The 21,203-nt window shown below is 70.0% G+C and carries 22 protein-coding genes; 13 read left to right on the forward strand and 9 right to left on the reverse strand.

What is annotated here, in order from left to right; translation table 11 throughout:
* The first annotated feature begins 67 nt into the window (after positions 1-67).
* Complete coding sequence (locus tag ABGB18_RS16185; RefSeq protein ID WP_347696312.1) at positions 68-628, forward strand: helix-turn-helix domain-containing protein; 561 nt, start codon at positions 68-70, stop codon at positions 626-628.
* Positions 625-1,920, forward strand: coding sequence for an MFS transporter (locus ABGB18_RS16190; protein ID WP_347696313.1), 1,296 nt, complete (start codon positions 625-627; stop codon positions 1,918-1,920). Before ABGB18_RS16185 ends, ABGB18_RS16190 begins: the two co-directional genes overlap by 4 nt.
* Here the strand turns inward: ABGB18_RS16190 and ABGB18_RS16195 are convergent.
* The gene (locus tag ABGB18_RS16195; protein WP_347696314.1) at positions 1,868-2,713 is read right to left on the reverse strand and encodes a glutathione S-transferase C-terminal domain-containing protein; all 846 of its coding nucleotides are present in this window, start codon (positions 2,711-2,713) and stop codon (positions 1,868-1,870) included. The two genes, ABGB18_RS16190 and ABGB18_RS16195, sit on opposite strands and share 53 nt — an antisense overlap.
* A gap of 45 nt (positions 2,714-2,758) precedes the next feature.
* Between ABGB18_RS16195 and ABGB18_RS16200 the strand changes: the two genes are divergently transcribed.
* From ABGB18_RS16200 to ABGB18_RS16240, 9 genes are all read left to right on the forward strand, one after another.
* Positions 2,759-3,817, forward strand: coding sequence for an MBL fold metallo-hydrolase (locus ABGB18_RS16200; RefSeq protein WP_347696315.1), 1,059 nt, complete (start codon positions 2,759-2,761; stop codon positions 3,815-3,817).
* Positions 3,818-3,895: 78 nt separating this feature from the next.
* Positions 3,896-4,768 (forward strand): SDR family oxidoreductase, encoded by an 873-nt coding sequence (locus ABGB18_RS16205; protein ID WP_347696316.1) that lies wholly within the window; start codon positions 3,896-3,898, stop codon positions 4,766-4,768.
* A 296-nt stretch (positions 4,769-5,064) separates the two neighbouring features.
* Entirely contained in the window at positions 5,065-6,222 is a 1,158-nt protein-coding gene (locus ABGB18_RS16210; protein WP_347696317.1) for an ROK family transcriptional regulator, read from the forward strand.
* Between the two features lie 51 nt (positions 6,223-6,273).
* Positions 6,274-7,758, forward strand: a complete 1,485-nt coding sequence (locus ABGB18_RS16215; RefSeq protein WP_347696318.1) for a sugar ABC transporter ATP-binding protein — start codon at positions 6,274-6,276, stop codon at positions 7,756-7,758.
* Positions 7,758-8,762, forward strand: coding sequence for an ABC transporter permease (locus tag ABGB18_RS16220; protein WP_347696319.1), 1,005 nt, complete (start codon positions 7,758-7,760; stop codon positions 8,760-8,762). Before ABGB18_RS16215 ends, ABGB18_RS16220 begins: the two co-directional genes overlap by 1 nt.
* Positions 8,759-9,817: an ABC transporter substrate-binding protein gene (locus tag ABGB18_RS16225; protein WP_347696320.1), complete on the forward strand. Its 1,059-nt coding sequence runs from the start codon at positions 8,759-8,761 to the stop codon at positions 9,815-9,817. The genes ABGB18_RS16220 and ABGB18_RS16225 overlap by 4 nt, the downstream gene beginning before the upstream one ends.
* Positions 9,818-9,829: 12 nt before the next feature.
* On the forward strand, positions 9,830-10,981 hold the full coding sequence (locus tag ABGB18_RS16230) for a Gfo/Idh/MocA family oxidoreductase (RefSeq protein ID WP_347696321.1): 1,152 nt from the start codon (positions 9,830-9,832) through the stop codon (positions 10,979-10,981).
* 5 nt (positions 10,982-10,986) lie between these two features.
* A complete protein-coding gene (locus tag ABGB18_RS16235; protein WP_347696322.1) occupies positions 10,987-11,991 on the forward strand; it encodes a sugar phosphate isomerase/epimerase family protein in 1,005 nt (334 codons plus the stop codon).
* Between the two features lie 577 nt (positions 11,992-12,568).
* Positions 12,569-12,703, forward strand: coding sequence for a hypothetical protein (locus ABGB18_RS16240; RefSeq protein WP_347696323.1), 135 nt, complete (start codon positions 12,569-12,571; stop codon positions 12,701-12,703).
* Between the two features lie 232 nt (positions 12,704-12,935).
* Here the strand turns inward: ABGB18_RS16240 and ABGB18_RS16245 are convergent, their stop codons facing one another.
* From ABGB18_RS16245 to ABGB18_RS16255, 3 genes are read right to left on the reverse strand one after another with little or no spacing between them, the layout of a single operon-like run.
* Positions 12,936-14,024 (reverse strand): Zn-dependent alcohol dehydrogenase, encoded by a 1,089-nt coding sequence (locus tag ABGB18_RS16245; protein ID WP_347696324.1) that lies wholly within the window; start codon positions 14,022-14,024, stop codon positions 12,936-12,938.
* Between the two features lie 32 nt (positions 14,025-14,056).
* On the reverse strand, positions 14,057-14,248 hold the full coding sequence (locus ABGB18_RS16250) for a ferredoxin (RefSeq protein ID WP_347696325.1): 192 nt from the start codon (positions 14,246-14,248) through the stop codon (positions 14,057-14,059).
* Entirely contained in the window at positions 14,245-14,697 is a 453-nt protein-coding gene (locus ABGB18_RS16255) for a pyridoxamine 5'-phosphate oxidase family protein (RefSeq protein ID WP_347696326.1), read from the reverse strand. The genes ABGB18_RS16250 and ABGB18_RS16255 overlap by 4 nt, the downstream gene beginning before the upstream one ends.
* A gap of 85 nt (positions 14,698-14,782) precedes the next feature.
* On the opposite strand from ABGB18_RS16255, the gene ABGB18_RS16260 reads away from it, so the two are divergent.
* Positions 14,783-15,412, forward strand: coding sequence for a class I SAM-dependent methyltransferase (locus ABGB18_RS16260; protein ID WP_347696603.1), 630 nt, complete (start codon positions 14,783-14,785; stop codon positions 15,410-15,412).
* Positions 15,413-15,425: 13 nt separating this feature from the next.
* On the opposite strand, the gene ABGB18_RS16265 is transcribed toward ABGB18_RS16260, so the two are convergent.
* The 5 genes from ABGB18_RS16265 to ABGB18_RS16285 are packed head-to-tail and all read right to left on the reverse strand — an operon-like array spanning position 15,426 to position 19,729.
* The gene (locus ABGB18_RS16265) at positions 15,426-16,394 is read right to left on the reverse strand and encodes a DUF1702 family protein (protein ID WP_347696327.1); all 969 of its coding nucleotides are present in this window, start codon (positions 16,392-16,394) and stop codon (positions 15,426-15,428) included.
* Positions 16,395-16,452: 58 nt separating this feature from the next.
* Complete coding sequence (locus ABGB18_RS16270; RefSeq protein WP_347696328.1) at positions 16,453-16,623, reverse strand: hypothetical protein; 171 nt, start codon at positions 16,621-16,623, stop codon at positions 16,453-16,455.
* Between the two features lie 16 nt (positions 16,624-16,639).
* Entirely contained in the window at positions 16,640-17,710 is a 1,071-nt protein-coding gene (locus ABGB18_RS16275; protein ID WP_347696329.1) for a prenyltransferase, read from the reverse strand.
* Positions 17,707-18,417 carry a methyltransferase domain-containing protein gene (locus ABGB18_RS16280; RefSeq protein ID WP_347696330.1) on the reverse strand — a complete coding sequence of 237 codons (711 nt, stop codon included), beginning with the start codon at positions 18,415-18,417 and terminating at the stop codon, positions 17,707-17,709. Before ABGB18_RS16280 ends, ABGB18_RS16275 begins: the two co-directional genes overlap by 4 nt.
* A gap of 52 nt (positions 18,418-18,469) precedes the next feature.
* Positions 18,470-19,729, reverse strand: a complete 1,260-nt coding sequence (locus tag ABGB18_RS16285; protein ID WP_347696331.1) for a glycosyltransferase family 4 protein — start codon at positions 19,727-19,729, stop codon at positions 18,470-18,472.
* Between the two features lie 285 nt (positions 19,730-20,014).
* Here ABGB18_RS16285 and ABGB18_RS16290 point away from each other — a divergent pair, with 285 nt between their 5' ends.
* Complete coding sequence (locus ABGB18_RS16290; protein WP_347696332.1) at positions 20,015-21,040, forward strand: GDP-mannose 4,6-dehydratase; 1,026 nt, start codon at positions 20,015-20,017, stop codon at positions 21,038-21,040.
* Positions 21,041-21,203: the final 163 nt, after the last annotated feature.

Genomic DNA, 21,203 nt, shown 5'->3' on the forward strand with positions numbered 1-21,203 from the left:
CGCCCTCTGAGCGGAAAACCGCAAAAATATATTTGCAAAATCATCTTTGCGGTCTATCGTGAGCCACATGGAGGACCGCTACAAGATCAGTGACCCGCAGGTGCTCAAGGTGGTCGCGCACCCACTGCGGGCCCGCCTGCTCGGCCTGCTGCGCGCCGAGGGTCCCGGCACGGCCAGCGAGCTGGGCCGCAAGGTGAGCGAGAGTTCCGGCTCGACCAGCTACCACCTGCGCGAGCTGTTCAAGCACGGCTTCATCGAGGAGGACCCCGAGCGCCGCGACGGCCGCGAGCGCCGCTGGCGGGCCCGCCACCGCTACACCTCGTGGAACAACCGCGAGCTGGCCGACACGCCCGAGGGCCGGGAGACCGTCAGGGCCATGCGGTTGCTGCAGGCCGGGCTCCTCGCCCAGATCGCCGAGGGCTTCGACGAGTCCGAGTGGTCCCCCGCGTGGGTGGAGGCGGCCGGCCTCAGCGACCACATCTTCGAGCTGTCGCCCGAGGCGCTGCGCGAGTTCGCGGCACGTACCGAGGAGCTGCTGGAGGAGCTGGCCGCGCGGGACGCGGGCGCCCCCGGCGCGCGCCAGGTCCACCTCTGGGTCGGGGGCTTTCCCCGGGTGAGCGCCCCGTGACCGCCCGTTCCGCCTTACGGCGCTACATGCTCGTCAGCTTCCTGACCTGGCTGCCCGTGGGGCTCATGGCGGCCACCATGGTGCTGCTCATGACCGAGCGCGGCCTCGGCCTGGCCCAGATCGGACTGTGCACGACCGTGTTCTCGATCGTCACCGTCGGCCTCGAACTGCCCACCGGCGGGCTGGCCGACGTCCTGGGGCGGCGGGTGGTGCTGGCGCTCTCCGCCGCGTTCACCGTGGTGGCGCTGGCGATGATGAGCGTGTCCACCACGTTCTGGATGTTCGTGGCGAGCGGCGTGCTGAAGGGCGTGGCCAGGGCGCTGTCCAGCGGCCCCGCCGCCTCCTGGTACGTCGACACGCTGCACCAGATCGAGGGCCTCGACGCGGACCTCAAGCCGGGCCTGGCCAGGGGCGGCACGATGGAGTCGGTGGCCCTGTGCGCCGGGGTGCTCGTGGGCGGGGGCCTGCCGCTGCTGGTGCCGCCGGGCCTGATGTTCCCGCTGGCGGCGCCGCCCCTGCTGGGCTCGCTGGCGGCGGCGGTCCTGCTGGTCGTGGTGGTGTTCGCGATGCCCGAGCCGGACCACGCCCGCCGCTCACTGGCCGGTGTGCTGCGCGAGGTGCCCGCCACGGTCGTCTCCGGCGTACGGCTGGCGACCGGCCGCGCGGTGCTACGCCGCCTGATGCTGGCCGCGGCGAGCTCCGGCATGGTGCTCATGACCATCGAACTGCTCACGCCGGGGCGGCTGGCCGAGCTGGTGGGCAGCCCGGAGGAGGGCAGCCTGGTCTACGCCGTCGTCGCGGCCCTGGGGTTCGCGGGCAGCGCGGCGGGCAGCGCGCTCGCGCCCTCCGCGGCCAGGTGGGCGGGCGGCTCGGCCAGGGGCGCCATCGCCGGGACGGCGCTGACCGCGCTGTCCGTCGGGGCGCTCGCCGCCACGGCCGGGCTCGGCGGCGCGGCGGGGCTGGTGAGCGCGGGGCTGGCCTACGTGATGCTGTTCGTCGGCCTCTCCGTGACGGGCCTGCTGTGCCTGGAGCTGACCCACAGGGCAGTGACCGCCGCCGAGCGCACCACCGTCGCCTCGACCTCCTCGCTCTTCCTGCAGTCCGGCGGGGTCGTGGCCAACCTGACGCTCGGCTCCCTGGCCGCCCGGGCGGGCGTGGCGCCCGCCTGGACCGTCGCCGCGACGGTGATGGTCGCCTCGGCCCTGCTGTTCGTCCGGATGCCCGGAGCCGTGGACAGGGCTAGAGGCTCCAGTCCAGTTCAGGCCCCACAGGCACGATCCCTGTCGGATTGATGTTGGTCTGGGTGATGTAGTAATGACGCTTGATCTGGTCGAAGTCGGTGGTTTCGCCGAAGGCCGGGATCGCGTGCAGCCTGCGCGCGTACGCCCACAGCGCCGGATAGTCGGTCAGCCGCCGGACCGAGCACTTGAAGTGCGCATAGTAGACCGCGTCGAACCTGGCCAGGGTCGTGTAGAGGCGCACGTCGCTGTCGGTGAGCGTGTCGAAGAGGTGGTCCGACTCGGCCAGGCGCACCTCCAGGAAGTCGAGCGTGGCGAAGACCCGCGCCACCGCCTCCTCGTACGCCTGCTGGTCACGGGCGAAGCCGGCCTCGTAGACCGCGTTGTTGAGGCCGTGGTACAGGCGGTCGTTCATGATGTCGATGTCGGGACGCAGGCGCTCCGGATAGAGGTCGGGGGCGGTGGCCCATGACGTCTCCAGGTCGAGGGTGATCCGGGGGAAATCGTTGGTGACGATCCGCCGGTCCCTGGCGTCCCAGACGCAGGGGACGGTGTAGCGGCCCGTGTAGCCGGGGTCGGTGGCGTGGTAGAGCTCCGAGAGGTATTCCGGGTCGCCGCCGGGGACGCGCCAGCCCCTCTCGTCGCGGATGGGGTCGACGATCGTGACGTCCAGCAGATCCTCCAGGCCGAGGAGCGCCCGGACGATCAGCACGCGCTGGGCCCACGGGCACGCGTAGGAGGCGTAGAGCCGGTAGCGGCCGGGCTCAGGAGGGCCGAGCGGGTCCGTGAAACGGTTCGCCTGCCGGACGAAGCGGCCATCGTCCGAGATCTCGCGGCTCAGCTTCATGACCCCAGTAGAACATGATTCGGATCCAGAACTATATTCGGGTATATGGCGAAATTCGTGGTGACCCCGGCCAGCGTGGCACAGCGGGACGCGTGGGCCGGCGGGGCCATCCCCGAGGTCGAGAGGGTACGCCCGGGTCTGTGGTCCGTCCCGGTGCCGATCCCGGTCAACCCCCTGCGGTACGTGCTGGTCTACGTCCTGGAGCTGCCCGACGGCGTGGCCATCGTGGACGCCGGGTGGAACACCGACGAGGCGTACGACGCGCTCGTCGCCGGGCTGGGCGTGGCCGGGTACACGATCGCCGACGTCAAGGGCGTGCTCGTCACCCACATCCACCCCGACCACTACGGGCTGGCCGGGCGCGTCCGCGAGATGTCGGGCGCCTGGATCGCGCTGCACCCGGCCGACGCCCGGCTGGTCCGCGAGCGCTACGACGACGACGTGATCGACACCCTCGTACGCCGGGAACGCGCGCTGCTGGCCCGCTGCGGGGTGCCGGCCGCGACGCTCGACGAGCTGGCCGGGGCGTCGATGATGATCAGGCACGTGGTCTCCATGGCCAGGCCCGACCGGCTGGTCGAGGACGGCGACGAACTCGGCCTGCCCGGCTGGGACCTGCGGGCGGTGTGGACCCCCGGGCACTCGCCCGGCCACCTGTGCTTCCTCTCGCCCGCGCGCCGGCTGCTGTTCTCCGGCGACCACGTGCTGGCCAAGATCACCCCGATCGTGGCCGTGCACCCCCAGTCCGGGCCTAATCCGCTGGCCGACTACCTCGACTCGCTGGCCGCCGTGCGCAAGCTGGACGTGGAGGAGGTGCTGCCGGCGCACGAATACCGGTTCATGGAGCTGGCCGGGCGCGTGGACTACGTGATGGCGCACCACGACGAGCGACTGGCCGAGGTCGAGCGGGTCGTCGGCGCCTCCGACGGGGTGACCTGCTGGGCCGTGGCCACCCGGCTGACCTGGTCGCGGCCGTGGGAGACGATCCCGTCGTACATGCGGAGGGCGGCCAACAACGAGACGCTGGCGCATCTGGCCTGGCTGGAGGCCAGGGGGCGGGTGCTGCGCGTGGCCGGCGAGCCGGACCTGTGGCGCCTGCCCTGACGGCGATCCGTGATCCTGGCTCCGGGGCGGGTTATCGTACTCGGTACTAGAACGATGTTCTCCTGCGTGGGAGGTCAGATGCTTCGGTTCGATGACAGGGTCGCGATCATCACGGGGGCCGGGCACGGTCTCGGCAGGTCGCACGCGCTGCTGCTGGCGGAGCGGGGGGCCAAGGTCGTGGTCAACGACCTCGGCGGCGCGCTCGACGGCACCGGCGCGTCCGAGGGGCCCGCCGCCGGGGTGGCCGACCTCATCAAGCAGAACGGCGGCCAGGCCGTGGCCAGCACCGACGACATCTCCACACCGGAGGGCGCCAGGGCGGTGGTGCAGGCGGCCGTGGACGCGTTCGGCAAGGTCGACATCGTCGTCAACAACGCCGGGATCCTGCGGGACAAGTCGTTCGGCAAGATGTCGGTCGAGGAGTTCGACAAGGTGCTGGCCGTGCATGTGCGCGGCTCCTACCTGGTCAGCCAGGCCGCCTACCCGCTGATGAAGGGCGCCGGCTACGGGCGCGTGGTCAACACCTCCAGCCCGGCGGGGCTGTTCGGCAACTTCGGCCAGGCCAACTACTCCACCGCCAAGATGGGGCTGGTCGGGCTGACGAAGACGATCGCGATCGAGGGCGCGCGCAACGGCATCACGGCCAACGCCATCGCGCCCATCGCGTGGACCCGGATGACGGAGGCGCTGCTGCCGGCCGAGTTCGAGGCCAAGTTCACGCCGGAGCGGGTGAGCGCGCTGGTGGCCTACCTGGTGCACGAGTCGTGTGAGGTGAGCGGCGAGGTGTTCACCGTCGGGGGCGGCCGGGTGGCGCGGGTGTTCGTGGCCGAGGGGCCCGGCTGGCGCACCGACGACCTCACGCCGGAGGCCATCGCGGGCAACTGGGACGCGGTGATGGCCGAGCAGCCGTACGTGCTGACGGCGGCCGACTCGATGAAGGCGATGCTCTGAGTCCCGGGGCCTGAGTCCCGGGGTTTGAGCGGCGAGGTTTGAGTCGCGGGGTTTGAGTCGCGGGGTTCGGGTCCTGAGGGCTGGGGGTCCTCGTTGCCGCGTGCGTGCTGCGTGCCGGTGGCGGGGGCCCTCCTCGTTCGGGTGGCGCGTCGCCGGAAGGGTGCGGCGCCGACATGAGCCGAAATGTCGGGAATTTTGGTAACAAACAGGTCTTTGTTCGATCTTCGGCGGAAGTATTGGGGGTTTGGTCGATTCCTACTCTTGATTTGCCGCATCGGTGATCTTATTGTCTCGGCATGACCCCCCACCAGGGCTCGGCCGGTGACGTGCTGACGCTGATCAGCGCGGGCTCGGCCACCACCCGTTCCGATCTCGCGAGGCTCACGGGCCTGGCCAGATCCACGATCTCCCAGCGGGTGGACGCGCTGATCGAGCGTGGCCTGGTCGAGGAGACCGAGAGCGGCGAGTCCACCGGCGGCCGGCCGCCGCGCCAGCTTCGCCTGCACACCGAGGACCACGCCTTCGCGGGTGTGGACCTCGGCGCCACGCACTGCCGGGTCGCGCTGATGGACATCACGGGCAACGTGCTCGCCGAGTGCGAGGACTCGCTGCTCATCGGCGAGGGCCCGGAGAAGGTGCTCGCCCACGTCGACCAGCGGCTCGACAGCCTGCTGGGCGGGGTGGGGCGGCCCAGGGCGGTGCTGCGCGCGGTGGGCATCGGGGTGCCGGGACCGGTGGAGTTCGCCACCGGCCGGCCGAACAACCCGCCGATCATGCCGGGCTGGAACGACTACCCCGTCCCGGAGTTCTTCGGCGACGTCGAGGTGCTGGTCGACAACGACGTCAACGTGATGGCGCTGGGCGAGCACCGCAACGCCTTCCCCGGGACGAGCCACCTGCTGTTCGTCAAGGTCGGCACCGGCATCGGCTGCGGCATCATGGCCGAGGGCAAGCTGCACCGGGGCGCGCAGGGCTCGGCGGGGGACATCGGGCACATCCGGGTCAGCGGCCACGAGGACGCCGGCTGCCGCTGCGGCAACAGCGCCTGCCTGGAGGCCGTGGCCGGCGGGGCCGCGATCGCGCGGCGGCTGACCGAGCTGGGCCTCGCGGCCGAGTCGGGAGCCGACGTGGTGGCGCTCGTACAGGCGGGCAACACGCAGGCGCTGCGCCTGGTCAGGGAGGCCGGCCGGCTCATCGGTGAGGTGCTGGCGAGCCTGGTCAACTTCTTCAACCCCGAGGTCATCGTGATCGGCGGCGCGCTGTCGCGGGTGCACGAGCACCTGCTCGCCGGGATCAGGGAGGCGGTCTACCGCCGCTCGCTCCCGCTGGCCACCCACCACCTGTCCATCACGCCGAGCCGTACCGGGATCAACGCGGCGGCCCTCGGCGCCGGAATTCTCGCCATCGAGCACTATCTGTCACCCGACAACATCAACCGCATCGTCAACGCCTAAATACGAACGCCTAGAACGTACGCACAGAAGAGCGCTGAAAGGGACCTCCCGATGCTGGTCATGAAGGGCATCGTCAAGCAGTTCCCCGGCGTGCGCGCGCTGGACGGGGTTGACCTGGACGTGCGGGCGGGCGAGGTGCACTGCCTGCTCGGCCAGAACGGCGCCGGCAAGTCCACCCTGATCAAGGTGCTGGCCGGCGCACACCAGCCCGACGAGGGCACGATCGTCTTCAACGGCAAAGAAGTGCGCCCCGGCAGCCCGATCGACGCCATCAGGCTCGGCTTCGCCACCATCTACCAGGAACTGGACCTGGTCGACGGGCTCAGCGTGGCCGAGAACATCTACCTCGGCCACGAGCACTCCAGATTCGGCTTCGTGAACAGGGCCGCCGTCCGGGCCGCCGCCCGCGGGGTGCTGGAGCGGCTGGGCCACCCCGAGATCCGCCCGTCCGTCGAGGTCGGGCGGCTGTCGCCGGCGGCCAAGCAGGTCGTGTCGATGGCCCGGGCGCTCTCGCACGACGCCCGCCTGATCATCATGGACGAGCCGTCGGCCGCCCTGGCACACGACGAGGTGGCCAACCTCTTCCGCATCATCCGCGAGCTCACCGCCCAGGGCGTGGCCGTGGTCTACATCTCCCACCGGCTGGAGGAGATCCGCGAGATCGGTGACCGGGTCACCGTGCTGAAGGACGGCCGTACGGTCGCCGTCGGCCTGCCCGCCAGGGAGACCCCCACGGGGCAGATCGTCTCGCTCATGACGGGCCGCAACGTCGAATACGTCTTCCCACCCAGGACCGGCCGCTCGATGGGGGCGGAGGTGCTCAAGGTCGAGAACCTGACCGCGCCGGGCGTCTTCTCCGACGTCTCGTTCTCCGTCCGGGCGGGCGAGATCGTCGGCCTGGCGGGGCTGGTCGGCTCGGGGCGTTCGGAGATCCTGGAAGCGATCTACGGCGCGCGCCCCGCGTCCGGCCGCGTCCTGCTCGACGGCACCCCCGTACGGCGCGGCGTCGTCAGCACCGTACGGCGCGGCATGGGCCTGGCCCCCGAGGAGCGCAAGGCCCAGGCGCTGCTGCTCGACCAGAGCGTCACCGCCAACATCACGCTGGGCAGCCTGCCGGGGTTCGCCAGGTTCGGCTGGCTGGACCGCAAGCGCGAGCGGAGCGAGGCCCGGCGGCTGGCCGAGATGCTGGACATCAGGCCACCCGATCCCGAACGCCCGATCAGGACGTTGTCGGGCGGCAACCAGCAGAAGGCCGTGCTCGCCCGCTGGCTGCTCGGCGGCCGCAAGCTGCTGCTGCTCGACGAGCCGACCAGGGGCGTGGACGTGGGCGCCAGGGCCGAGCTGTACGCCGTGATCCACGATCTGGCCAAGCAGGGCATCGGGGTGCTCCTGGTCTCCAGCGAGGTGCCCGAGGTGCTCGGCCTGGCGGACCGGGTGCTGGTGCTGCGCGAGGGCACGGTCATCCACCAGGGCGAGGCGGCGGAGCTGGACGAGCACCGCGTACTCGACATGATCATGAATGGGAGGGCGGCCTGATGAGCGAGCCCACAACGGACAGGCCCGCGGCCAGGACGGTCGCGCCCGCTCTGTCGATGCGGGGCTTCGGGGAGATGCGCCATCTCGGCCTGCTCGGAGCTCTCGCGATCCTGGTCGTGGTGGGCCTGGTCACCAGACCCGACAACTTCGCCACGGCCTCCAACCTGGTCAGCATCCTGTCGCTGGCCGCCACGATCGGCGTCATCACGGTCGGGGCCACCTTCGTCATCATCGGCGGCGGCATCGACCTGTCGGTGGGCGCGGTGATGGCGCTGGCCAGCGTGTGGGCGACGACGGTGGCCACGCAGGAGTTCGGGCCGGTGGTGATGGCGATCTGCGCCATCCTGGTCGGCACCGGCGCCGGGCTGGTGAACGGATTACTCATCTCCTACGGGCGGATGGTGCCGTTCATCGCGACGCTGGCCATGCTGGTGGCCGCCCGCGGCCTGGCGCAGCGCATGTCCGATCGCAAGACCCAGCTCATCTCGCAGGACAACTCCGCGATCGTGGACCTGTCGACCAGCCGGCTGCTCGGGATCCCGCTGCTGGTCTACATCTTCGCCCTGGTGGTGGTGCTGGGGTGGATCCTGCTCAATCGCACGACGTTCGGGCGGCGGACGTACGCGGTCGGGGGCAACCCCGAGGCGGCCAGGCTCGCCGGGATCAACGTACGCAGGCACACGATGCTGCTCTACGCCCTGTCCGGGCTGTGCTGCGGCATCGCGGCCATTCTGATCATGGCCCGCACCACCACAGGCTCCTCCACCCACGGCGACCTGTACGAGCTCGACGCGATCGCCGCCGTGATCATCGGTGGCACTCTGCTCACCGGCGGCAGGGGCACCATCGTGGGCTCGATCCTGGGCCTGCTGATCTTCACCCTGATTACCAACCTGTTCATCCTCAACGGCCTCAACACCAGCGACCAGCTGATCGCCAAGGGCCTGATCATCGTCGTCGCCGTCCTTCTCCAGCGGCGGAACCTGAAGGAGAGAGCACCATGAGTGAGAACGTCGCGCGCCGGGGATTCCTCATCGGCGGTCTCGGCGGAGCCGCCCTGTTAGCGGCCGGCTGCACCAGCAACGAGCCCGCCGCCGCGCCGACCAGCGCCGCGCCCGCCGCCACCGCCGCCCCGACCGGCGGCAACGACCAGCCGGGCGACAAGGTCGTCATCGGCTTCTCCGCGCCGGCGGCCGACCACGGCTGGATCGCCGCCATCGCCAAGAACGCCGAGGCCACCGCCAAGCAGTACACCGACATCGAGTTCAGGCCGGTCGAGCCGACCAACGACATCAACCAGCAGATCTCGGCGGTCGAGTCGCTGATCGCCGCCAAGGTGAACGCGCTGGTCATCCTGCCCAACGACGGCCAGCAACTGAACCAGATCGCGTTGCAGGCCACCGAGGCGGGCATCCCGGTCATCAACCTGGACCGGGTCTTCCCCGACAAGCTGGCCTACCGGACCTGGATCGGCGGCGACAACTACGGCATGGGCGTGGCCGCCGGGCACTACATCGGCGAGGCGCTCAAGGCCAAGAACGTCTCCAACCCGGTCATCGTGGAGATCCAGGGCATCGCCACGCTGCCACTGACGCAGGACCGCAGCAAGGGGTTCGCCGATGCGCTGAAGTCCTTCGGGTTCAGCGTCACGGCCAAGCAGGACGCCCAGTTCACCGTGGAGACCGGCAACGAGGTGGCCACGTCACTGCTGCAGGCGCACTCCAAGATCGACGCGCTCTGGAACCACGACGACGACCAGGGCGTCGGCGTGCTGGCCGCCATCAAGGAGGCCAACCGCAGCGAGTTCGTCATGGTCGGCGGCGCCGGCTCGGCCAACGCGATGCGCGAAATCCAGTCAGGCTCCTCGGTGTTGCAGGCCACCGTCACCTACAGCCCCACCATGGCCTCCTCGGCCATCAAACTGGCCCGGTTGATCGCCCAGGGCAAGGGCATGAGCGATCTGGTGGAGAACCAGGTGCCGCAGTCCATCACGCTCGCATCCGAGACCATTACCAAGGATAACGTCGGGCAGTACCTTGAGCTCGGCTTCGAATCCTGATCGGGGGTTGCATTGTCAGACAAGACCACCATCGGCGTGGGCATGGTCGGTTATGCCTTCATGGGCCGCGTCCACTCCCAGGCCTGGCGGAGCGTGGGGGCCTTCTTCGACCTGCCGCTGGCGCCGCGGATGGCGGTGCTCGCCGGCAGGTCGAAGGAGCGCACCGAGGCCGCGGCCGCGCAGCTCGGCTGGGCCGACGTGGAGACGGACTGGAGAGAGCTGGTCCGGCGGGACGACGTGCAGATCGTCGACATCTGCACGCCCGGTGACTCCCACGCCGAGATCGCCATCGCCGCGCTTGAGGCCGGCAAGCACGTGATCTGCGAGAAACCGCTGGCCAACACGGTCGCCGAGGCCGAGGCCATGGTCCGGGCCGCGGCCGCCGCGCCGGGCAAGAGCATGGTGGCCTTCAACTACCGGCGGGTGCCCGCGGTCGCGCTCGCCCGCCGGTACGTCGAGGAGGGCCGGATCGGCGAGGTCAGGCACGTACGGGCGGCGTATCTGCAGGACTGGATCGTCGATCCGGAGTTCCCGCTCGTCTGGCGGCTGCAGAAGGACAAGGCCGGGGCCGGCGCGCTCGGCGACATCGGCTCGCACATCGTGGACGCCGCCCAGTTCATCACCGGGGAGCTGGTGATGGGCGTGTCGGCGCTGACGGAGACGTTCATCAAGGAGCGGCCGCTGGCCTCGGACTCGGCGGGGCTGGAGGCCACCGGGTCCGCCACCAAGGGCCCGGTCACCGTGGACGACGCGGCCCTGTTCATCGGGCGGCTGTCCGGCGGCGGGCTGGCCTCGTTCGAGGCCACCCGGTTCGCCAACGGGCGCAAGAACGCGATGCGCATGGAGATCTTCGGCTCGCGCGGCAGCCTGGCCTTCGACTTCGAGGCGATGAACGAGCTGTGGGTCAGCTCCGGCGGCGGCGGGTTCGAGCGGATCCTGGTCACCGAGCCAGACCACCCCTACGCGGGTGCCTGGTGGCCGCCCGGTCACGGGCTCGGCTACGAGCACACCTTCACCCACGAGGTCAGGGACTTCCTGGAGGCGGTCGCCACCGGTGCCGACCCCACGCCGTCGTTCGCCGACGGGCTGCGGGTGCAGCGGGTGCTGGCGGCCGTCGAGCAGAGCGCGGCTGAAGGCAGCCGCTACACGAACGTGGAGGACTGAAACCCATGCGACCAGTCACGCTGTTCACGGGACAGTGGGCCGACCTGCCGTTCGAGGAGGTGTGCCGGCTGGCGGCGGAGTGGGGTTACGACGGCCTGGAGATCGCCTGCTCGGGTGACCACTTCGACGTGGCCCAGGCCGTGAGCGACCCCTCCTACGTCGAGCAGAAGCGCGCCCAGCTCGACAAGCACGGCCTGAAGGTGTGGACCATCTCCAACCACCTCGTCGGCCAGGCCGTCTGCGACCATCCCATCGACGAGCGGCACAAGGCGATCCTGCCGGCCCGCATCTGGGGCTCGGGTGACCCGGAGTCCGTCCGCCAGGCAGCGGCCCAGGAGATGAAGGACACCGCCAGGGCCGCCTCCCTGCTCGGCGTGGACACGGTGGTGGGCTTCACGGGGTCGTCGATCTGGCACATGGTGGCCATGTTCCCGCCCGCCTCCGCCGCCATGATCGAGGCCGGATACCAGGACTTCGCCGACCGCTGGAATCCCATCCTCGACGTCTTCGACGAGGTCGGCGTGCGGTTCGCGCACGAGGTCCACCCGAGCGAGATCGCCTACGACTACCACACGACGGTACGGACCCTGGAGGCCATCGGCCACCGCCCGGCGTTCGGCCTGAACTGGGACCCCTCGCACATGGTCTGGCAGGACCTGGACCCGGTCGGGTTCATCCTGGACTTCAAGGACCGGATCTACCACGTCGACTGCAAGGACACGCGCATGCGCGTCGGCGACGGCCGCCGGGGCCGCCTGTCCTCGCACCTGCCGTGGGCGGACATGCGGCGGGGCTGGGACTTCGTCTCGACCGGCCGGGGCGACGTGCCGTGGGAGGACTGCTTCCGGGCGCTCAACTCGATCGGTTACCAGGGCCCGATCTCCATCGAGTGGGAGGACGCGGGCATGGACCGGCTGGACGGGGCGCGGGAGGCACTCACCTACATCCGCACCCTCAACTCCATCACCCCGCCCTCCACCGCCTTCGACGCCGCCTTCTCCACCACCTGAGGCCGCCGCGGCTGTGTGGGGGCCTCGCCGCTTCCACACAGCCCCGATGTGCTTTTCGATCGTGGCCAGTCGTGGGGCGGTCGCGACGGCGGGTGGCGGTGCGTTCGGCGCAGGTAGCCGTGAAGGCCGGGCACGGGCGGGATCCTTACACGGGAGCTCTGGGGATGTAAGGATACGTCTTATCCTTACATCGAACGGGGGAGCGTGAAAGGATAAGTGGCGCGGTCCCTGGAGGCATCGTGGCCTGCGGCGTGGGACGCCCCGAGCAGGCGGGACAGACGCGGTGGCGTCTTCCGTCCTTATGTGCCCGACCACACGACAAGCCCTGGAGGAGCTTGCGGGGGCCCGCATCCTGTACCCCAAGCAGGTTGAGAGGAACACCACGGGATATCTCGCTCGTGAGGTCTTCGATTTGCTCACGCTGACTGAGCGCCGCTTGGCGAGCACGCGCTGGGACACCCGGGAATCACCGCCCGGACGAATCGTGCCGGCTCGTCCTCAGCGTTGAAGGCTGCCTCGCCGGGCGACCGTCGCTGCTGGGCCACCTATAGAAAGATCATCGGTATATATTGATCAGATGAAGGCCATGCAAGAGCCGACTTTTCTGATCCTCACCGCGCTCGCCTCCGGTCCGCAGCACGGGTACGGCGTCATCGCCGACGTGCACCGCATCTCCGACGGACAGGTACAGCTGCGCGCCGGCACCCTCTAGGCCGCCCTGGACCGCCTGCAGGCGGAAGGTCTCATCGCCCTCGGCGATCTGGGGGATCTGCCGTTCGTGCCCACCTCCACGGCCCTGGCGCAACTCGGCTGCACGGCCCTGGCCTTCGCCACCGGGGTGGCACTGACCCGGCGCCGCCCCGTTCCGACTGCGTGATCATCCTTACCGGGCCCGCCGGGGCGCTGAGGACCATGCCCCGGCGGGTCACCGGCCTGACGGCCTCTCAGTCCATGAGGACGATCTGGCGGAGCACCTCGCCGCGTCGCAGGGCCTCGACCGCGTCGTTGAGGTCGGCCAGGCGGATGCGGCCGCTGATCATCGATTCCAGGTCCAGCTGGCCGGACTTGTGGAGCTTGGCGAAGTAGGGGAAGTCACGGCGTACGTCGGCCTCGCCGTACAGGCTGGACAGGAGTCGCTTGCCCTCGAACAGCAGGCTGAACGCCGAGATCGAGACCATGTCGTCCAGCGCGCCCGCCCCGACCACGATGACGTCACCGCCCGACCGGGTGATCTGCCAGGCGCTCTTGATCGTGGCCGACTTGCCGACCACCTCGAAGCCGTAGTCGAAGCCCGCGCCGCCGGTGAGCTGGTTGAGGGCCTCGGGGACCTGCTCCGGCGTCACCGCGTGCGTCGCGCCGACCTTCTTGGCCAGCTCGTGCTTGGACTCCAGCGGGTCGACCGCGAGGATCGTACGCGCGCCGGAGACGCGGGCGCCCTGGATGACCGACAGGCCCACGCCGCCGCAGCCGATCACCGCGACCGTGGAGCCGGGGCGCACCTTCGCGGTGTTGAGCGCCGCGCCCACGCCCGTCGTGATGCCGCAGCCGATCAGGGCCGCCGCCTCCCACGGCAGCTCCTCGTCGATCTTGATCGCGCCCTGCTGGGGGATGACGATCTCCTCGGCCCAGGTGCCGCAGCCCGCCATCCCGAACGCCGTCGCCCCGTCGCCGCCGAACCGGAAGTTGCCCTTGCTGAAGGACTCGATGATGTATTTCACGCACAGGTATGGCTGGCCGCCCAGGCACAGGTCGCAGGTCTGGCACGCGGGGCGCCAGCTGATCACCACGTGGTCGCCGGGCTTGACGGAGTCGACGTGGTCGCCCACCTCGACCACCTCGCCCGCGCCCTCGTGCCCGGGGACGAGCGGGACGGGCTGCGGCAGCACGCCGGACATGGCCGACAGGTCCGAGTGGCACACCCCGGTCGCCCGGATCCGTACGCGCACGTCCGTCGGGCCGACCGGGGTCAGGGTGACGTCGTCACGGATGTCGAGCTTGTCGTTGCCGACGGCGTGCAGGATGGCGGCGCGCATTGAGGTTCCTCCTCCTCGTGGTCCCTTGGGGGCTAGTCCTCAAGGGATAGGGCGGCCTTGGGGCACGAGCGGACCGCGTGGCGGACGCGGTCGAGCAACTCGGGGGGTGGTTCCGGAAGAAGGATGTGCAACTGGTCGTCGTCGTCCACCTCGAACACCTCGGGCGCCAGCCCCATGCACACGGCGTTGGCCTCGCAGACCAGCTCGTCCACTTTGACTTTCATGTCAGCCTCCTGTGGTCCCATGAGACCACTTTGCTGCGCTCCACCACATAGGCGACCCGTTTGAGCCCGGTCTTCTCCACGTAAGGGCGCAACAGCTCGTCCGGCACGCCTGGCGTCATCCTACGGGCGATCATCATGCCGATGGCCATGACGCGATCCCGGTCGGTCACGAGCTCGGCCCTGCCGTAGACCAGGACGCCGCGCAGCTCGCCGTAGTCCTCGCCGGCCTCGACCAGGCAGCTCACCCGGGGGTCGCGGTCGAGGTTGCGGGCCTTCTGCGCTTTCGCGTAGGTCCAGAAGGCGATCCGCCCCTCGTCCAGAGCGTAGAACATGGTCACCAGATGCGGCATCCCGTCCGGGTTGATGGTCGCGAGCTGCAGCTTGCGCGAGCCCTCCAGGAACGCGGTGACGTCGTCGTCCGGCATCGCGATGCGAGCGCGCTGATTCACGCTGCCAAGTAGAACAGGTTCCAGAAGGGGCCTGCAAGGGCCTCTGGAACGTTATTCGGTTCGGTTAGGGTGCATCTCTATGACTATGTCATCCGATCTGGTCTACGCGGCCAAGCACGCCAAGGGGTTCATGCCGCACGAGGAGGGTTCGGCCCTGTTCGAGGCGGCCTGCCGGTACGGCAAGCTCGGGCCGATCTGCGAGATCGGTACCTACTGTGGCAAGTCCGCCATCTACCTCGGCGCGGCGGCCAGGCACGCCGGGTCCGTGGTCATCACCGTGGACCACCACCGCGGGTCGGAGGAGATCCAGCCGGGATGGGCGCACCACGACCCGACGCTGGTGGACCCGAGGTTCGGGAAGATGGACTCGCTGCAGACGTTCAGGAACACGATCGCGGCCGCCGGGCTGGAGGAAGAGGTGATCGCGATCGTCGGCAGGTCCGAGCGGGTCGCCGAGCTCTGGCGGGCGCCGCTGGGCATGCTGTTCATCGACGGCGGTCACTCGGAGGAGCCGGTGACCCGCGACTACGAGGGCTGGGCGCCGCACGTCGTGGAGGGCGGGGCGCTGGTGTTCCACGACGTCTATCCCGATCCCGCCGCCGGCGGGCAGGCGCCGTACCGGGTCTATCGGCGGGCGCTGGAGTCCGGGGCGTTCGCCGAGGTGTCGGCGCTGGGCTCGGTCCGGGTGCTGGAGCGTGTCGGGCCGGGCATCTGAGCCGGCCCGGCCCTCAACGGCGGTGGCGGCGGGTCCAGGAGCGGCGGGTCTGGGACTGCCAGGTCCGGAAGTCCTCGTGCGTGTGCGCCTGGTGCCCGAGCGCGATGAGGGCCCGGTCCGTCCACGCCGCCGCCTCCTCGGGCTCGGTCCCCGCCAGGATCGGTACGGCCCGCGCCACGTGCTCCGGCAGCGCCCCGGACGGCAGCCGGGCGGCCACGGCGAAGGCGCACCCCTGCGCGAGGTGAGCCCGGAACCCGTCGGACCCCGCGTGCTCGGCCAGCCACCACAGCTCGTCGGCCTCGGCCCCGCCCGCGTAGGTCGCGGCGAACCCGATCCCGCTCCACAGATCGGCGCGCCGCCCGGCCGGATAGCCACTGATCCTGGCCGCGACCTCGTCGGGCGAGGCGGAGTCGTGATACCAGAGCAGCCGGCCCAGCCCCTGGTCGAACACGGCACAGTGGGCCCGGGACAGCAGGTCCGGCATCGTACGCTCGCCGATCATGCGATCGGCCCTGCTCAGGCTCCACTGGAACCCGAACCCGTCCACCGCCAGCCACCTCAGCAGCGGATGGGCCCGCCGCGCGCCCCGGACCGGCCGCAGCCGCACGAGTGCGTAGCCACGGCCGGCGCCGAGGTAGGCGGCGTGGCGGTGATGTTGGGCGGGGCCGGTGAGTAGCTCGTGAAGGCGCCGGCCCCGGGTCAGGGTGAGAAGGTCGAGCACGGTGCAGGCGGCGGCCGCCCCTTCGTAGCCGAAGGTCCGGTGCTCAGCCGTGATTTCCTCGATTTTCTCGACTTCTCGTGACATCACCGCGTTGTAGCCGAATACGTAGGCTTTTTCGGCGTTGATGAAGGCTGTGCGAGAGGTTCCCGCCCTGAGCCGGAACCTTCGCCGACTCAGATCGGACTCCAGCGGATCCTTGGCCAGGAACTTCCGCAGCCCCCTCACCGGAGAGAGCGCCGGATGGATCCCGACCTGATCCATGAACGATGTTGTGCCCGTGTCGCCCACGCTTCCCCCGAAGACGTCTCGTACCGGCCACTCAGAAGCTAGTTAGCCCATTGCGCCTTTCGTCGGCGGCGCACCGGATTTCACCGGCAAAGAACCCGCAAAAGCCCTTGCGGGCGACCAGGTCGGTCAGGCCAGGGCAGGCCAGGTCGGTCAGGCCAGGGCAGGCCAGGTCGGTCAGACGAGGGCAGGTCAGGTAGGTCAACCGAGGGCAGGCCGGGTCAGAGGCCCTCTTCGGCGGCCTGGGGAGGGACGCGCAGTCCCGTGCCGGCGGCGCATCCGCAGACGTCCGGATCGAACACCGACGTCCCCGCCACCTCCCGGAACACCCCCGACCCCGGCGAGAGCCGCAGCAGCGCGTCGGCCGCCAGCACGGTGGCGGCGGCCGTGTAGCCCGAGCGCTCGTGCGGGAAGTGCTTGCGGTTGGCGAACTGCCAGCCCGTCCAGTACGAGCCGTCCTCGTGCCGCAGGTGCTGCATGTCCGCGAACAGCGCGACGGCCCGCTCCCGGTCCCCCAGCGCGTCGAGCGCCAGCGCCAGCTCGCAGGTCTCGGCCCCGGTGACCCACGGCTGGTCGGACACGCACCGGATGCCGAGCCCTGGCACCACGAACGTCGCCCACTCGCGCTCCAGCAGCTCGAACGCCGCCCGCCCGCGCACCGCGCCGCCGAGCACCGGGTAGTACCAGTCCATGGAGAAGCGGCTCTTGTCGGCGAACGCCTCAGGGTGCGCGGCCAGCACGTGCGCCAGCCGGTCGGCGGCCAGCTCCCAGTGCGGTTGCGAGTCCTGCAGGTGCTCGGCGAGCAGCACGCCGCAGCGCAGCCCCTGGTGGATGGAGGAGCAGCCGGTGAGCAGCGCGTACGAGGAGGCCCTGCCCTGCCCGTCGCGTTCCCAGACGATCTCACCGCGCTCGGTCTGGAGCCCCGCCACGTAGTCGAGCGCGGCCTTGACCATGGGCCAGTGCCGCTCGGTGAAGCCCTGGTCGCCGGTGACGAGGTGGTGGTGCCAGACTCCGACGGCCACGTAGGCGGCGTGGTTGGTCTCGCCGCCCGGCTCGGTGGGCACGCCGCCGGCCAGCTTCATCGGCCAGGAGCCGTCGGCGCGCTGGTGGCGGGTCAGCCACTCGTAGCCGCGCCGCACCGGCTCCGTCAGCCCCGCGACGGACATGGCCATCAGACACTCGATGTGGTTCCAGGCGTCCACGTGCCCCTCGGGCCACGGCACTCCGCCGTCGTCCTGCTGTATCGCCGCGATGCTCTCGGCCGTGCGTACGACCTCCTCGGGGGAGATCATGGCTTCCTGACGTAGAGGACGACGCTCTTGCCGATGATCGGGTTGAGCACGGCCTCGGCGAGCTTGGTCGCGGCGGGACGTTTCATGATGTCCCAGACCAGCAACTCGTGATACGCCTTCGCCAGCGGGTGGTCGTCGTTGTTGACGCCGACCGCGCACTTGATCCACCAGTACGGCGCGTGCAGCCCGTGGGCGTGGTGGTGCGGGCCGATCTCGAAGCCGACGGACTTCAGCTTGGCGGACAGCTCGGCCAGCGTGTAGATGCGGATGTGCCCGCCGGGGGCCGTGTGGTAGTCCTCGTCCAGCGCCCAGCAGATGCGTTCGGGCAGGAAACTCGGCACGGTGATCGCGGCCGTACCGCCGGGCTTGAGCACCCGGAAGATCTCGCGCATGGCCGTCATGTCGTCGGGGATGTGCTCCAGCACCTCGGCGGCGATGACCCGGTCGAAGCCGCCGTCCTCGAAGGGCATGTCGAGCGCCGTGCCCTGGACGGTCTGCCCGCTGGCCCCGGGCGGAACCTCGCCCGCCTTGTCCATCGCCACGAACATGCCCGCCACGCCGTCCAGCTCCGACTGGTCCATGTCGAACGCGGTCACGTCCGCGCCCCGGCGCAGCACCTCGAAGGCGTGCCTGCCGCCGCCGCACCCCAGGTCGAGCACGCGCACGCCGGGGCCGACGGGCAGCCGGGCGAAGTCCACGGTCAGCACTTGTCGCTTCTCCTCGTGTGGGGGACGGCCCGTTTCCGGGACGGCCCGTTGGTCAGGGGCGGCCGTTCTCGGGGCGGCGGGCCGCGATGGCCTCGCGGTAGGCCTCGACGGTTCGCTTGGCCACGACGTGCCAGGTGTAGCGCTCCATGACGCGTTCGTATCCGGCCCTGCCCACGCGTTCCCGCTCCTCGGGGGAGTCGTGCAGGCGGCGCAGCACCGCCGCGAGCTCCTCGGGGTCGCCCGGCGGGACCTGGACGGCGGCGTCGCCCACGACCTCGGGCAGGGCGCCGGTACGGCTGGCCACCAGGGGCGTGCCGCAGGCCATGTGCTCGACGGCGGGCAGCGAGAAGCCCTCATAGAGGGAGGGCACGACCGAGATCTCCGAGGTGGCGATCAGCTCGCCCAGCTCGTCGTCGGAGATGCCGTGCACGAAGCGCACGCGGTCCTGCAGTGACAGCTCGTGGACGAGCTGCTCGGTGGGGCCGCCGGGAGTGGGCTTGCTGACCACGGTGAGGTGCACGTCGCGCTCGGTGGCGAGCTTCGCCACGGCTCTGAGCAGGGTCGCCACGCCCTTCATCGGGGAGTCCGCGCTGGCGACGGCGACGATCGAGCCCTTGCGCCGGGGCTTGTCGGGGCGCGGGTGGAAGTAGCGGGTGTCGACGCCGAGCGGGATCAGGCGCATGTTCGCCTGGGGGACGTTGAAGTCGCGGTGGATGTCGGCCAGCGACGACTCGCTGACGGTCAGGATGGGGCTCAGCCGGGGCGCGACGCGGGACTGCATCTTCACGAACCCGTACCAGCGGCGCATGCTCAGCTTCTTGCGGCCGGTGGCCGCCTCCAGCTCGATGCGCCGGTCCACGCTGATCGGGTGGTGGATGGTGCCGACCACGGGGAACAGCTTCTGGATGCCGAGCAGGCCGTACCCGAGGGTCTGGTTGTCCTGCACGACGTCGAAGTCGCCCACCCGCTTCTTCAGCTCGCGGTAGGCGCGCAGGGTGAACGTCAGCGGCTCGGGGAAGCCGGCCGACCACATCGTGCCGACTTCCAGCCAGTCGATCCAGTCGCGGTATTCCGCCAGCTTGGGCGTCCTGAACGGGTCCTCGTCGCGATAGAGGTCGAGACTGGGCACCTTGCGCAGGATCACGCCCTCGTCCAGCTCGGGGTAGGGCTGGCCGGAGAACACCTCGACGTGGTGCCCGAGCGCGACCAGCTCCCGGCTCACGTGGCGGAGGTAGACACCTTGGCCACCGCAGGTCGGTTTGCTGCGGTAGGACAGCAGTGCGATCCGCAGCGCTCGCTCTCGCACGGACACCCCTTTCTCCGCCGGTAGGGCCCAGAGTCGGGCGTGTACCGTGAAAGATGACCTTAGTCCGAGAAAGGCTACCACTCGGTAGTTCGGCTGGAATTGTTAACAATGCCGTGCTTAGGCCGTGCGAACTGCGACGTTGCCGTAACCGAGCGTGGTTCGGTGGAACGTGTTCTAAGGGGCCGGATGCCCCGTTGAGGCGCTTGGCTGTACATTCCCGTCCCAAAGGGATGCGGTCCGGCGGGCCCGCGTCCGGCGGGCCACCGCGGGCAGCGATAGTTGGAGGACTCCTTGGCCAGGCGCGCTCTGATTACCGGCATCACCGGCCAGGACGGTTCCTACTTGGCGGAGCACCTGCTGGAGCAGGGATACGAGGTCTGGGGGCTGGTCCGGGGGCAGGCGAATCCGCGGGCGTCCCGGATGCGCAGGCTGCTGTCCGACGTGCGCGTGGTCCGGGGGGATCTGCTGGACCAGGGGTCGCTGATCTCGGCGGTGGAACGTGTTCAGCCCGATGAGGTGTACAACCTGGGGGCCATCTCGTTCGTGCCCATGTCGTGGGAGCAGGCGGAGCTCACGGCTGAGGTGACCGGGATGGGGGTCCTGCGGATGCTCGAGGCCATCCGGGTGTGTTCGGGGGTGTCGCGAGGGGGTGGCGGGGCCGCTTCCGGGCAGATCCGCTTTTATCAGGCTTCATCATCTGAAATGTTCGGGCAGGTCAGCGAGACGCCGCAGAACGAGGCCACCGCCTTCCACCCGCGGTCGCCGTACGGGGTGGCGAAGGCGTACGGGCACTTTCTCACGCAGAACTACCGGGAGTCGTACGGGATGTTCGCCGTGTCCGGGATCCTGTTCAACCACGAGTCGCCGCGGCGCGGGGCCGAGTTCGTCACCAGGAAGGTGTCGCTGGGGGTGGCGCGCATCAAGCTGGGGCTGGCCTCGGAGCTGCGGCTGGGCAACCTGGAGGCGCGGCGGGACTGGGGGTTCGCGGGGGACTACGTCAAGGCCATGCATCTGATGCTGGCGGCCGACAAGCCCGAGGACTACGTGATCGGGACCGGGCGGATGAAGTCGGTCAGGGAGCTGGTGGAGGCGGCGTTCGCGGCGGCCGGGCTGGACTGGGAGCGGTACGTGGTGACGGACCAGGCGCTGCACCGGCCGGCGGAGGTGGATCTGCTGTGCGCCGATCCCAAGAAGGCGCGGGCGCAGCTGGGGTGGGAACCGCGGGTGTCCTTCGACGAACTGGTGGCCATGATGGTCGACTCCGACCTCCGCCTGCTCACGGCCGGCGGTCCCGACGAAGACTTCTCCTGGCCGTAGATCCGATCCGTCTGTTACGCGTTGCCGTGGTTCGCCTCACGCCGTCGCTGGCGTGCGTCTGTCCAGGGGAACGGCCGCTGACCGGTCAGCAAACCTTTCATCTGTTACGCGTTGCCGTGGTTCGCCTCACGCCGTCGCTGGCGTGCCTCTGTCCAGGGAAACG

This window comes from Nonomuraea sp. B12E4 (assembly GCF_039871825.1).
Classification (GTDB): domain Bacteria; phylum Actinomycetota; class Actinomycetes; order Streptosporangiales; family Streptosporangiaceae; genus Nonomuraea.

Bases quoted from the DNA above. Each gene is read 5' to 3' on its own strand.
- ABGB18_RS16185 (WP_347696312.1), top strand. From the start codon at position 68: ATGGAGGACCGCTACAAGATCAGTGACCCGCAGGTGCTCAAGGTGGTC.
- ABGB18_RS16195 (WP_347696314.1), bottom strand. From the start codon at position 2,713: ATGAAGCTGAGCCGCGAGATCTCGGACGATGGCCGCTTCGTCCGGCAG.
- ABGB18_RS16200 (WP_347696315.1), top strand. From the start codon at position 2,759: ATGGCGAAATTCGTGGTGACCCCGGCCAGCGTGGCACAGCGGGACGCG.
- ABGB18_RS16205 (WP_347696316.1), top strand. From the start codon at position 3,896: ATGCTTCGGTTCGATGACAGGGTCGCGATCATCACGGGGGCCGGGCAC.
- ABGB18_RS16210 (WP_347696317.1), top strand. From the start codon at position 5,065: ATGACCCCCCACCAGGGCTCGGCCGGTGACGTGCTGACGCTGATCAGC.
- ABGB18_RS16215 (WP_347696318.1), top strand. From the start codon at position 6,274: ATGCTGGTCATGAAGGGCATCGTCAAGCAGTTCCCCGGCGTGCGCGCG.
- ABGB18_RS16220 (WP_347696319.1), top strand. From the start codon at position 7,758: ATGAGCGAGCCCACAACGGACAGGCCCGCGGCCAGGACGGTCGCGCCC.
- ABGB18_RS16225 (WP_347696320.1), top strand. From the start codon at position 8,759: ATGAGTGAGAACGTCGCGCGCCGGGGATTCCTCATCGGCGGTCTCGGC.
- ABGB18_RS16235 (WP_347696322.1), top strand. From the start codon at position 10,987: ATGCGACCAGTCACGCTGTTCACGGGACAGTGGGCCGACCTGCCGTTC.
- ABGB18_RS16240 (WP_347696323.1), top strand. From the start codon at position 12,569: ATGAAGGCCATGCAAGAGCCGACTTTTCTGATCCTCACCGCGCTCGCC.
- ABGB18_RS16245 (WP_347696324.1), bottom strand. From the start codon at position 14,024: ATGCGCGCCGCCATCCTGCACGCCGTCGGCAACGACAAGCTCGACATC.
- ABGB18_RS16250 (WP_347696325.1), bottom strand. From the start codon at position 14,248: ATGAAAGTCAAAGTGGACGAGCTGGTCTGCGAGGCCAACGCCGTGTGC.
- ABGB18_RS16260 (WP_347696603.1), top strand. From the start codon at position 14,783: ATGTCATCCGATCTGGTCTACGCGGCCAAGCACGCCAAGGGGTTCATG.
- ABGB18_RS16265 (WP_347696327.1), bottom strand. From the start codon at position 16,394: ATGGATCAGGTCGGGATCCATCCGGCGCTCTCTCCGGTGAGGGGGCTG.
- ABGB18_RS16275 (WP_347696329.1), bottom strand. From the start codon at position 17,710: ATGATCTCCCCCGAGGAGGTCGTACGCACGGCCGAGAGCATCGCGGCG.